Raw genomic sequence first — 11,505 nt, forward strand, 5'->3', positions numbered from 1 at the left:
AAAAATTGCCCCGCGACCATCTGCAATGGCGCGGGGCTCAGGCTAATATCGCATGCCGGCTCCTCCATGAGGGCAGAAGAGCCACGACATGCATTAAAGCTCTAACCCGCTGGCAAGTTCCGTTGGTGAACGTCAAAATTGTGAGCGGGAAACGAGAACCCGCGACGCTTTCGCGTCGCGGGGCGTAGTGATGGATTTAGCGATCACGTCTTGTCATCGGCGTAATGCGGGATCTGGAACGCCGACACCTGACTTTTAATTGCGCCACGGCGCCGATGGTTCCTGTGCAAAAGGCATTAAGCCAAAAAGCCGGTTGCACCGCCGCATGCCTGGCCATCGCGCTCCTGGATTGCGTCGGTCTTCGCAGCATGAAACTCGAGAGCCTTGATGTGAATACTGTGACTGGCGGTTCTACCGTTCCCAGCGGCACCCCCGCCTTGCTGAGAGCCATCATGCCGGCCGGGAAGTCCTGGTAGGAAGGCGCGGGGGCCTAGGCGATTTCATTTCTGTTATTCCGGCAGGCTGCGCAGCTGAATAGGTAGCTGCTGAGCTACGAGTTCATGAACTTCCGCATTATTGGTCCCGAGGTCCTTAAATGGGATGGGAGGGCTATTCTACTGTTGATCAGTGTCAGCTTGTCCCGAAGGAGCAAAACGTTCTACTGCTCAAAGGACTGTGTGAGATCCTGTCCAGAAGCGCGCGGTCCACTCCTTAGCCTCAGTCACGACGTCATCGATCTGCTGCGCGCGCTTGCCGATCAGGGTTGCGGGATTTGCGCGCAATCCAAGTGCAGGATGCCGCAGGGGCGATGACTTCAGACTTACTGCCTGCAAGGACGTTGAATTAGGGGGCGTGCTCGATCAGCCGTCCAATCGGATTGCTTTGGCGCGCATGCCTCGACGACCAGCTATTTCAGGGCGTGCACAGCCTCTTCGTAGCCATTGCGGGACAAGCGGTTGGCTATGATGTCGTTTGGGACGACCGCCTTGCTGCGGATCATGAGTGCCAGCGCGCAGCATTCTTTCGCCGAGGTTCACCCCCCGACGCGACATATCTCTATTGGTTCGCCGCGCTCCTTCGGCATCGCCCTAGCGGCGATGCGGAAATGACACACATATGACAGAACCGACTTCGTCGCTGCAACCGAGCTGAACGTGTGAGGTTCAAGGAGGTGCACACCGCAAATCGGTGTTTCCCTCGGAGTTTAATATGAAGAAGTATCTTCTCGCCCTCGCTATCACCGCTGCGCTGCCAAGCACTGCCTTCGCGCAAGAGGCGCAGGAAACCGCGCCAGACGGCACTGAGGCCTTTGGAATCGAGCCTTATATCGGCGTCCTTGGCGGCTATCACGAATTCTCCCGCAACAGTGAATTTGGTTCGCCTCGCGGCGGCCAAATGAACGGTGGGCTTGTCAGCGGCGTGGCCGGCGTCAACGTGCCTCTCGGCCCTGTGTTCGTTGGCGTTGAGGGCAACGCGACCAAGGGCTTCGGCGACATTGACTGGGAATACGGTGTCAAAGGCCGCATAGGCGGCCGAGCAGGTGAAAGCGGACTTATCTACGCTTCTGCGGGTTATCAGTGGGTGAACGGTCGACGTGCTTACGGCGACCAGAAGGACTGGATTTACGGTGTCGGTGTCGAAGTAGGGCCCAAGGACATTGGACTCGGCGGCGTGACCGGCAACAGCGGCGTACGCCTTCGCCTTTCCGCGGAAACCTATGACTTCGACAGCATCCGCCCGATGGCGGGCGTTATCTTCCACTTCTAATTCTAGTGTGGACGGGGATTTTCCCTGTCACTCTGGGATGGTAAAGCCTGGTATGTCGTCGCCCCCACCGAGAGGACGCCGTGCCAGGCTTTTCTTGCGCCCCTCTTGCGCCCTCTTGCTTCAGTCTAGCGCTTGCACCACGAAGTGGGGCCGCTTTCGCACCGCCACGAATTCGCGATATTGAAGGGTGTTCTCCATCCCCCGCTCTCCATGTGATTGAACCGTAATGTTCACCGTGATCACGGTGGCGGCAGGTGCTCTTCAAGCCGGCAATCGGTCGCAAAACCATAATATTGAAGGCGCTTGGCCCGCATGTGGTTGCCAGAGAGCAATAACGTTCGGGTTTAGCCGACACCGATCTCGCCAGGAATGCGAAAGCTGGCGGCCTATAACTGTCGACTTTGATTAACGCCGCTTGTCGGAGGCTCCACCGCCGGGAACTGCGTTCAGATATCCTGAGTTAAGTAGACGATTTAACCCGGAATTCTGAGGGCGCGGGACTGATGGAAGATAGCGAGGCAATCGGGTCGGGAAATGACGACGCGAAGCGAATTGAAGCAGAAGTTCTAGGCCTGGATAGCGGAACCGACCCGTTTGTGGCAGCCGTACGGGCCACGCGAATGCCGATGATCATCACCAACCCTCGCCGTGACGACAATCCCGTTGTTTTCGCCAACGATTCCTTTTGCCGGCTGACCGGATACAGCCGCGAGGAAATATTGGGTCGCAACTGCCGGTTCCTCCAGGGCCCGGATACCGATCCTGCCCACGTTAGTGCCATTCACGATGCCGTGGAGGCGGCCCGAGCGATCGAGATCGATATTCGCAATCATCGCAAATCGGGCGAACCATTCTGGAATCGGCTTCTGCTTGCGCCTGTATTCGATCAAGACGGCGCGTTGGCGTATTTTTTTGCCAGTCAGGTCGATGTCACGCTGGAGCGAGAGCGGCTGGAAGGACTGGAAAGCTCCAACGCGGAATTAATGGCTGAAGCAGCCCGCCGTTTGCAGCGGCAAACCGAGCAGGAACGTGAGCTCGATTTTGCCTTACGCGCCGCCAAATTCGGTACTTGGAGCATTAATTTCGAAACGGAAGAATTGACTTCTTCTCCGGCGTGCCGCGCCCTGTTTGGTGTCGGGGAATATCGTACATTCACGTTTCAGGACCGCATCCTCGCCATCCATCCCGAAGATCGCAGGGCAAACATCGATGCGATTGAGGACACGCGTCGACGCGGCGTCGATTTCGACCAGACTTACAGGATCATCACACCTTCAGGCGAGGTGCGGTGGCTGACTTCGCGAGGCCAGCCTTTCCTGAGCCCGGACGGAAGACCATTGCGGCTTGCAGGTGTATCGTCCGACGTTACCGACCAACGCCGTGCGGAGAGGATGCGCACGGCGTTGGTCGAACTGAGCGACGTCGTCCGCGATGTTCAGACACCGGCCGACATTTCGTTCGAAGCGGCCAGAATACTAGGCGAGGCGCTCGACGTCAGCCGCGTCGGTTACGGGCTGATCGATCCTGACGCAGAAACGATCACCATCGAGCGCGACTGGAATGCCGAGGGCGTGAAATCGCTGGCGGGGGTTTTGCGGTTTCGTGATTATGGATCGTACATAGAGGACCTGAACCGCGGCGACGATGTAATCATTGCCGACGCGTGGCGTGATCCAAGGACGAGGCACGGCGCCGATGCGCTCGCCGCGATCAGCGCTCAGGCGGTCGTCAACATGCCACTTACCGAACAGGGGGGGCTCGTGGCGCTTCTCTACCTCAATCATGCCACGCCGCGAGAATGGCCCGAAGACGAGTTGGCTTTTATCCGAGAGGTTGCCGAGAGGACGCGTGCCGCAACTGAACGTCGGCGAGCCGAAATCGAGATCAGTGAGTTGGCTGCTTCGCTCGAGCAGCAGGTTGAGGAGCGGACCCAGGCGTTGTTGGCCACCGAGGAAGCCCTCCGGCAATCGCAAAAAATGGAGGCAGTCGGTCAACTCACTGGAGGGCTAGCGCACGACTTCAATAATCTGCTTACAGGCATCACCGGCAGTCTTGAATTGATCCAAATCCGGCTCGCCCAGGGTCGGTCGGCGGATGTCGATCGGTATGTCCAGGCCGCTCAGGGCGCCGCCCGCCGCGCCGCCTCGCTGACCCATCGCCTCCTCGCCTTTTCCCGAAGGCAGACTTTGGCTCCTCAGTCGACCAATCTGAAGGAATTAGTCAATGGAATGATCGATCTCATAGAGCGAACGGTAGGCCCGTCCATTCAAGTGGAGGTTGTGAACGCCATGGGTCTTTGGCCCGTGCTCGTCGACCCCAGTCAGCTTGAAAATGCTCTCCTCAACCTGTGCATCAACGCGCGGGACGCCATGCCGGAGGGCGGTAAGATAACGATAGAGACCGGCAACCGTTGGCTAGACAGGCGCACGGCCGCCGAGCGGGACATGGACGCTGGCCAATACGTTTCACTTTGTGTTTCCGATTCCGGCTGCGGAATGACCAAGGAGACAATTTCCAAGGCGTTCGACCCGTTCTTCACTACCAAGCCCATCGGGATGGGAACTGGGCTCGGCCTCTCGATGATTTATGGCTTCGCACGCCAATCGGGAGGCCAGACTCGCATATATTCCGAGGTCGGGCAGGGAACGATGGTCTGTCTCTATCTTCCTCGTCATTTCGGCGAGACCGAAGAGGCAGCGGTCCCGGTAGGAGATCCCACGCTCACTTCGCAGGCACGCGAAGGCGAATCAGTGCTTGTCGTCGATGACGAACCGACCGTGCGCATGCTCGTGGTGGAAGTTCTTGAGGGTCTCGGGTATGGAGCGCTTGAAGCGGAAGACGGGGCTGCAGGGCTAAAAATCCTACAATCCGATGCGCGCGTAGATTTGCTGATTACCGATGTCGGCCTGCCGGGAGGGCTAAATGGCAGACAGGTGGCTGACGCGGCTCGAGATCATCGGCCCGATCTCAAGGTTCTTTTCATCACCGGATATGCTGAAAACGCCGTTCTCAGTCATGGGCACCTGGCGCCTGGTATGCACGTACTGACCAAGCCTTTTGCAATGGAGACATTGAGCCGGCGGGTCGTTGAATTGCTGGATGATCCAACATCAGGGCCTGAAATAAAACGATGAATACCGCGGACTACCGAAACCCTCTCTAGCGGGAAGGGAAAGGTCTTGGCCAATCAGTCGTCAAAAGGCACCGGTTCCGATGTACCGGGTGGTCGCCTAAGATCTGGTCGTCCTTCGACCGAAGCTGCGTCGGAAGCCCACGATGCGAGGATCGCGCGCTTCACTTCCGGCTTAGCTGGGGGTGGTCCATGCATTCGAAGGGGTGAAAAAATTTGGAGAGGCGCATTGCGTTGCCTCCTTTCTTCGAACTCTCCCCGTTGAGACAGGCGTGACCTGTGAGATGGAATACCTTCACAATCGCGATTCGATTCAAGACCTCAAGTGAGGGGCTCGGTTGCCCCCGGTTCTGAGACCATCGAAGTTTCAGCCGGCTTCACGACCGCCCTCGATCGGTCCTCGCAGCAGGGCCATTCAACCAGTACAACTCGGGTGCCGTCGCGTCGGCCAAAGAGTTTTCGTGTTGGACGCACCGGTTCGCCGTAAGGCCTGGTTACCGTCCTCGAATTATTGTCGAACTGAGAGGCCTGGCGTATTTACAAAACGCTCCGTCCAAGAGACATTCCTTTATCTTTTCGGTTCCGCAACCTGTGCGCTTTCTCAGTCGGAGTCGGTCATGGGTGAGTCAGTCGACAGTTTGCTGCACAAGGCGACCAGAGAATTTCGCAAAGCGCAGATCGCCGCAACGCAAGGCCGGCCATTGGCCGCAGTCTATTCCCATAGAGAGAGCAGTCGTTTTCCATGCTAAAGCCATGCTAATGGCGCATTATCGGAAATTGGCCACCTAATTCAATTCACCACGGCCTGCCGCAGGCAGACGACCGCGATATTCGAAGCGGCAGTTGCACCGTTTCGACGCGTGCTCGGGACGAACTCGCGCAGCGCGTTCAACTGATGTCACGCTTGCCGTTCCCGGCGTTCCAGCTCCCGTCGCACGGCCTCTCGGACGAAGTCGGTGCGGTTCTCGCCTGGCGAAAGAACATCCCGTATTCGTTCGAAGGTACCGGCCGGAAAGCGAGCTTGCATGTTCTGTGTCCAGAGTGGCGGTCTTCCCATGCCCAAAAGGCTACCGCATATCACTTTTTCCGCCAAGCTTGGTTTGACGTCCGAAGGCTGTTGCCCATGTTCTGCAACGCCATCACACCGGGGTGTCCCCGGGCGCCGTTTACTGCCGCGTCCTGCGGATCAGCGACCAGTCATATCCCAATGCCTTTACTCGCGCCTCCAGGCTCGAAAGTAATTCGACGCTGGGTCGGGCATCACGGGTGAGGACCCACAGGTACCGGCCCGATGGCTCTCCGACGATTGACCATTCGTAGTCGTCGCCGTGATCGAGTACCCAGTAGTTGCCATAGAAGGGCCCAAAGAATGAAACCTCGAGCTTGGCGTTCGTCTCAGCGTCAACGATCTTGGCCTTGCCGGTCGAATGCTTCCACTTTCCTTTACGCTGACCGCGATTGACGACCTTCACAGTATTGTCGTCGTTGAGCGAGTAATCCGCCGTCACGCCGTCCATATCCTTCTGGAATGAGGCTTCGTAGCGGAATTGCTCATACCACCGGCCCAAGTAGCGCTTCATATCAACCCCTTTGGCGGGTTGCGGAACTGCGCGGTTTCCTACTGGACCAGCCCGGGGAATCGCTGCGCAGGCTCCGAGCAAAAGCGTGGTCCCAGCCAAAGCAACGGCGATCGTAGTTTTGCGCATGAATGCTCCTGTGTTCTCACGCCTGATAAGCGACACGAGGCGATAAGGTTTCAGGGATCGCGCGATATGGAGGCTGCGCTTTCACGGCTTCGGTCTGGAGGGCGATCTTCAAGAACGCCGGCAGCACGTGAACCCTCCGTTGATGGAAAACAGCGGCCTAACCACCATCACCATGGAGAGCGCGCCTCCATCACGGCCGCCTGCGGACGGAGATGACCCAGCCGCTAAAGCCTTCTTCGATGGCTTCCAGCATGACGGCTCAAGGCACCAGGCTGCCGCCCGCGACAGCGATGGAAGCCAGAAGGGCCGAGAACCCGAGTTGGTTCACGAGAGCCGGTTTCGCAGGCCTTCGAGGAACTGCGCCTGATCGATGTGGAGTGGTGGGCATTGCGCATATCGAGAACGCGCGCGGCGTCCGGGTTTGCGATATCTTTGCGCGAGGGTAGCGGTCGGCTGGCGATCTGCTGTGTTCTGCGGTTAGCTCGGTGTTTTGCGCGAAGCAGTGGGGTGAGCCGGCCTCATGAAGGCGACTTCTCATTTCGCGAACTGTCGGGGGGCGTCCGCTCCCCGACGATTCGCGGAGGTTTGCCCTATTGGTCACCGGTGTTTTTCGCTGCGTCCTGCGCAGCGTCTCCGGCCTTGTCGGCTGCATTGCCAACGCTGTTGGCCGCGTTTTCGACGGCGTTGTCCTTACGGGCCTCGCTCGTGGTCGTCTGGCTGAAAAAATAGATGCCAGCAATTACGGCAATAAGGACGGCTATGGCAATGATCATGCCAGCGCCGCCGCCGCGTCGGCCTTCGACAACGGTGGTCGTGTGAGTGGGAATTTCCGCCATTTTCGACTCCTCGTTTTGTTTTGCTCCCAGGGCATGAACGCCGCTGGCTGCCAACAGTTGCGGGCGGGCGATGGTAGTTGCTAGAGCCGCGAGAACATCACAGTCTTCGGCGCTGTGCGGGAGGCTATGGTGTGATGTCCTTTGGCGCTCGAGTTACGCTGCGCGGTCGCGAGACCTGCTGCTGCTCGCACTCTCGGCACCGTCTTTAAGCGCGTTCTTGGTGAGATACCTCAGCTGGCGAACGGTGGCACCAATCCGCTTGCCAAATTTGAAATAAAACTCGACCACGCGGATCCTGCCTGCGTAGAAATACATGAACTACCTCTATGGTGGTGTTTCAAGTTTTCGTCCGCATCACCCGGGGCACCTCTCAGCGGCGATCAACAACAAGGGCATCGTCTGCCGCGAACTGCGCGCCTTGCGCCGCCCCAAGGCTTCGTGCCGCATCAATTCGCGCGCTCTCACTTGATCATGGTGATTTTCGGAACGGTCGACCCGGACAAACTGCGCGAGCGAGGGATGCGGTGTCGCACGGTCCAAACCGATGAGGCGACTTTTGCGTTCTCAAAACATGGCTGAGCCCCATTGCCTATCCATGGCAGCCTGGCTGACCGCGCATCGGAGGGTTTCCTACCTACGCGTAAGACTGGTCCACTGCCTTAGGACGATTTCGAAGGGATAGGGACTGCGCCGGCCAGGGGGTCGAAAAGGCCAGTCGTCGTTGCCGGGATCGGGTAGCATCCTTGCGGCCCCTTGTCCCTTCTTACGAACGCCTCGACGATGAAGCATGTCGGCGCCGGTACAAGTAGAAAAGGGCTTAACCCTCGAATTCCTCTGGCAAAGCTGTCCGCGCGATTGGGCGCGAGTTGAAACTTTCAGCGACGCGCAGGCCAGAAAGGTCAAAAAGCGGCTCTAGGCTCTCGACCGAAACTCTTGGTGCTTCCGGCCGACAGGACCATCAGCAGGCCGAACGCTGCTCACCTGGCGTTTCGGCGAGCTTGTGCTGGGTAATGAGGGGATTTTCCTGCCGGCCCATGGTCCAGTTTTTGCCCAGTCGCACGGTCGCATTGGGCGCGCACCATATCTCACCCGAACTGTCGAGCGCGGTGACCCAGATCAGGTTGTGTTCCTGCCCGTAGTCGATGATCCCGATCGCGTAGCCGTCGCCTTTGCCGACAACGTGAAGGGGAACAGTAGGATTGAGCTGCGTAAACATGCGGGCGTCTCTCGGGTAGGGACCGGGCCGGCGCGGCTGGCACGCCGGCCCGTCCTGGCTTATTCGCTCTTCTCGGTGCCCGGCTTCGAGGTCTTGGGCGCCTTGCCGTCCTCGACGCGGCCCTCGTTGCGCAGATCACGCCCTTCTTGGGCCTTCTTCTGCGCCTCGGGCGACTTGCCGTGTTCGTTCAGTTCTTCCTTGACGTAGCCGGCTGCTTCCTTGGCCTTGCCTTCGATACTCATGGCTCTCTCCAAAATTGGACTTCCGCGCTTGTGCGTGGTGAATACTAATTGCACGAGAAGCGATTTGGCTCCTGTGAACAAAAGTGACCATTAGGCTGCGATGTATTCACAGTACGGGAAGTATTATTGAGTATCTCGGGAACTTTTTTGAATTGTGCGTAAGGTGAGCCGACAGCAAGGCAAAAGGGAGAGGGCAGCGGTACCGGGCAGTGCAAATGGGCAGAGGGTAGAGGGGAGAGTCCGACGGGAACGGGGGCCGGGGGGCAATTGGGGCGCGGTGTGCTGACGTGCAATGCCTCCAGCGGAAAGGCTGCGATCTAAAGTCGGGTCTGCAGCCGAGCCGATGTGCGGCAGTCGTCGGAGGGGATAGTTTTCAGTCGCTTGGGTAGGCCCAGAATAGCAGGCAGAAATGGTTGGGCGCCCCGCCTGTGGAGCGAACGCGCTCTTTGCTGCGCGCGAGCGGGCTGAGCGCCCGGCTTTTGCGCATTTATGGCACCGAGCCCGTTGGGGTCGCGTCCTTGCGGGAGCAATTTGGCAGGCTCGAGTTCGATAACCGCAGCGCCAAATTGGTAAAGCTTCTGACCTTTCGTCATTCGCCTGCCGTATCGTGAAATTTGCGCTTAATCTCCGCAATGTCCGCTTGGACCGGGGGAATGCGAAGCCGCATCCGTCGCAGCGATCGGAGTATGATCCGTGAGACGGCGTAATTACGAAACCATTTATGATCGGAGGGGATCACGTACCAGGGTGCGATCTTCGTACTCGTGCGCCGCAGCATCTCTTCGGCCGCCGCCTGATATTCCCGCCAGAGCTTTCGGTCGTCGTAATCAGCCTCGTCGATCTTCCATTGGCGTGACTTGTCTTCCAGCCGGCGGCGGAAACGCTTGAGCTGTTCCTCGGCCGAGATATGCAAATAGAATTTGCAGATTTCAGTGCCATTTTCGGCGAGAAGCGATTCGAACGAATTGATCAGCGCATAGCGTTCGGCCCAGATTTCCCGCGGAACCAACTTGCGCACCCGCTCCGCGAGTACGGCCTCATAATGCGAGCGGTTGAATATCGAGATCTCGCCTTTTGCGGGTGTCCTCCGGTGCACCCGCCACAGGAAATCGTGCCGTGCCTCCGCCTCGCTTGGTTCGCCGAAAGGGGTGACTTTTACGCCCTGCGGGTTCACGCCAGAAAATACATGCCGGATCAGACCGTCTTTTCCCGATGCGTCCGGACCTTGCAGCACAATCAGTAGTGACCGATCGGCGCCAGCATAGAGAAGGTATTGGGAATCGCCGATACTCTCGACCAGCCGCTTGGTTTTTGCCTTTGTTGGAATTCGCTCCGTGCTGCGGCAAGCTCGGGTCTCAAGCGCGTCAAGGTACACTGCGTCGTGCGGATGTACACGGAATTTGCCGGCGAACCCCATGAGGCTGCCCTAAACCGCAATCAGACGAGTTGAAAAGCCATCGACTTTTCCCGCCCGGCCGAGGGTATCACCTCGTTGACGCGATCTGTCCGAAGTCGAGCATTTTTCTCGATAACGCATGATCTCAGAACCTTCGCCTGCGAGTTCGAAAGCCGCGTCTAGCTCCTCTGCGGCTGCGCATTTCATGATTTTCTTCGCCGGAGGTTTCATTAGCGGCGCCGCAGCTCCTAACCTCGCATGGCATACTAAACGCGAGGGATCAGACGTGGTTGCTAGCCGAGATCGAGAATGACCGCTTCGGCAGATCCCGGCAGCGGATGCATCTCTCGTGCACTTGACGCTTCTTGCTCCGATTGGATCATAGCCTGATCCGCACCCGCGCTATCGTTCGTCGCGCGCCGATGGCCTGTGCTCCTGATCGCCAGACTGGGCTGAATGCGAAGAGGAGCCGCGGCGGTTCGGCATCTGTATTTCTTCCGAGCAATTGGAGTCGCTGTTGCGATGCGGGAAAAACCGTTCCACTACGGTCACGGCCGCGAGTAACGTCAGCGCCAATACGGTGCCGGCCAGAACCAGAACATATTGGCCGGCACCGGCGGTTATTCCAATGGCAGCTGCCATCCAGAGACTGGCTGCAGTCGTCATATTGCGCACGTCTCCCCCGCGCACGAAAATAAGGCCGCCGGCAATAAATCCGATGGCTTGGGCGAGCCCCTGAATCACTCTGACGGGATCGCCCTCGCCATGCGTTTCAACCAGTTCCAGCGCGGAAAGGGTAAGCATGCCCGAACTGAGCGCCACCAAACCGTGTGTTCGCAGGCCTGCATCATGACCTCGTCGCTCCCGCTCAAAGCCAAGCGCGAGGCCCAACACGGTCGCGAGGCCGAGCCGCATGAGTGTGGTCACCAGGTCATCTTCAAGCATTTTGGCGCCCATCCGTGTCTTGACCATCGCTTGTGTATTTGCGCAGCGAATACCATCGACTCCGCGGTATGCCGCGATGGGTGTACCTGCAGTGGAAACGCCGGGCTGGCCTGTTCGTTCAACTTTAAGCGTCGCCTGGCCATTTGTTCGGGTCAAACGCTAAGCGGACAAGTTTCGCGCATGGAGCGATGAGGCACGGGACCGAGCGACGTCACTGCCCGTGCGTCGAACAAAGCAAAAGCGTTATGCTGGCCAGAGAGCATTGCC

At 58.5% G+C, this 11,505-nt stretch carries 10 protein-coding genes; 3 read left to right on the forward strand and 7 right to left on the reverse strand.

Annotated features, from left to right (window positions below):
* Positions 1–1,209 precede the first annotated feature (1,209 nt).
* Positions 1,210–1,767, forward strand: a complete 558-nt coding sequence (locus tag ACZ1JV_RS15855) for an opacity protein (RefSeq protein ID WP_465138058.1) — start codon at positions 1,210–1,212, stop codon at positions 1,765–1,767.
* 503 nt (positions 1,768–2,270) lie between these two features.
* A complete protein-coding gene (locus ACZ1JV_RS15860; protein WP_465152312.1) occupies positions 2,271–4,901 on the forward strand; it encodes a PAS domain-containing protein in 2,631 nt (876 codons plus the stop codon).
* 894 nt (positions 4,902–5,795) lie between these two features.
* Here ACZ1JV_RS15860 and ACZ1JV_RS15865 read toward each other — a convergent pair.
* The 3 genes from ACZ1JV_RS15865 to ACZ1JV_RS15875 all read right to left on the reverse strand — a co-directional run bounded on the left by ACZ1JV_RS15865 (position 5,796) and on the right by ACZ1JV_RS15875 (position 7,439).
* The gene (locus tag ACZ1JV_RS15865; RefSeq protein WP_465152313.1) at positions 5,796–5,954 is read right to left on the reverse strand and encodes a YlcI/YnfO family protein; all 159 of its coding nucleotides are present in this window, start codon (positions 5,952–5,954) and stop codon (positions 5,796–5,798) included.
* A 109-nt stretch (positions 5,955–6,063) separates the two neighbouring features.
* Positions 6,064–6,603, reverse strand: coding sequence for a lipocalin family protein (locus tag ACZ1JV_RS15870; protein ID WP_465152314.1), 540 nt, complete (start codon positions 6,601–6,603; stop codon positions 6,064–6,066).
* A gap of 590 nt (positions 6,604–7,193) precedes the next feature.
* Positions 7,194–7,439, reverse strand: coding sequence for a hypothetical protein (locus ACZ1JV_RS15875; RefSeq protein ID WP_465138062.1), 246 nt, complete (start codon positions 7,437–7,439; stop codon positions 7,194–7,196).
* A 313-nt stretch (positions 7,440–7,752) separates the two neighbouring features.
* On the opposite strand from ACZ1JV_RS15875, the gene ACZ1JV_RS15880 reads away from it, so the two are divergent.
* Positions 7,753–7,908, forward strand: coding sequence for a hypothetical protein (locus ACZ1JV_RS15880; protein ID WP_465138063.1), 156 nt, complete (start codon positions 7,753–7,755; stop codon positions 7,906–7,908).
* A 489-nt stretch (positions 7,909–8,397) separates the two neighbouring features.
* Here the strand turns inward: ACZ1JV_RS15880 and ACZ1JV_RS15885 are convergent, their stop codons facing one another.
* From ACZ1JV_RS15885 to ACZ1JV_RS15900, 4 genes are all read right to left on the reverse strand, one after another.
* Positions 8,398–8,655, reverse strand: a complete 258-nt coding sequence (locus ACZ1JV_RS15885; protein WP_465138064.1) for a hypothetical protein — start codon at positions 8,653–8,655, stop codon at positions 8,398–8,400.
* A 59-nt stretch (positions 8,656–8,714) separates the two neighbouring features.
* Positions 8,715–8,897 (reverse strand): hypothetical protein, encoded by a 183-nt coding sequence (locus ACZ1JV_RS15890; RefSeq protein WP_465138065.1) that lies wholly within the window; start codon positions 8,895–8,897, stop codon positions 8,715–8,717.
* 589 nt (positions 8,898–9,486) lie between these two features.
* Positions 9,487–10,314, reverse strand: a complete 828-nt coding sequence (locus tag ACZ1JV_RS15895; RefSeq protein ID WP_465138066.1) for a PPK2 family polyphosphate kinase — start codon at positions 10,312–10,314, stop codon at positions 9,487–9,489.
* Positions 10,315–10,695: 381 nt separating this feature from the next.
* The gene (locus ACZ1JV_RS15900; protein WP_465138067.1) at positions 10,696–11,238 is read right to left on the reverse strand and encodes an MgtC/SapB family protein; all 543 of its coding nucleotides are present in this window, start codon (positions 11,236–11,238) and stop codon (positions 10,696–10,698) included.
* Between the last annotated feature and the right edge of the window lie 267 nt (positions 11,239–11,505).

This window comes from Novosphingobium sp. BL-S-19 (genome assembly GCF_055521675.1).

Coding starts and splice junctions, on each gene's coding strand:
- ACZ1JV_RS15855 (WP_465138058.1), top strand. CDS start 1,210: ATGAAGAAGTATCTTCTCGCCCTCGCTATCACCGCTGCGCTGCCAAGC.
- ACZ1JV_RS15860 (WP_465152312.1), top strand. CDS start 2,271: ATGGAAGATAGCGAGGCAATCGGGTCGGGAAATGACGACGCGAAGCGA.
- ACZ1JV_RS15865 (WP_465152313.1), bottom strand. CDS start 5,954: ATGGGAAGACCGCCACTCTGGACACAGAACATGCAAGCTCGCTTTCCG.
- ACZ1JV_RS15870 (WP_465152314.1), bottom strand. CDS start 6,603: ATGCGCAAAACTACGATCGCCGTTGCTTTGGCTGGGACCACGCTTTTG.
- ACZ1JV_RS15875 (WP_465138062.1), bottom strand. CDS start 7,439: ATGGCGGAAATTCCCACTCACACGACCACCGTTGTCGAAGGCCGACGC.
- ACZ1JV_RS15880 (WP_465138063.1), top strand. CDS start 7,753: ATGAACTACCTCTATGGTGGTGTTTCAAGTTTTCGTCCGCATCACCCG.
- ACZ1JV_RS15885 (WP_465138064.1), bottom strand. CDS start 8,655: ATGTTTACGCAGCTCAATCCTACTGTTCCCCTTCACGTTGTCGGCAAA.
- ACZ1JV_RS15890 (WP_465138065.1), bottom strand. CDS start 8,897: ATGAGTATCGAAGGCAAGGCCAAGGAAGCAGCCGGCTACGTCAAGGAA.
- ACZ1JV_RS15895 (WP_465138066.1), bottom strand. CDS start 10,314: ATGGGGTTCGCCGGCAAATTCCGTGTACATCCGCACGACGCAGTGTAC.
- ACZ1JV_RS15900 (WP_465138067.1), bottom strand. CDS start 11,238: ATGCTTGAAGATGACCTGGTGACCACACTCATGCGGCTCGGCCTCGCG.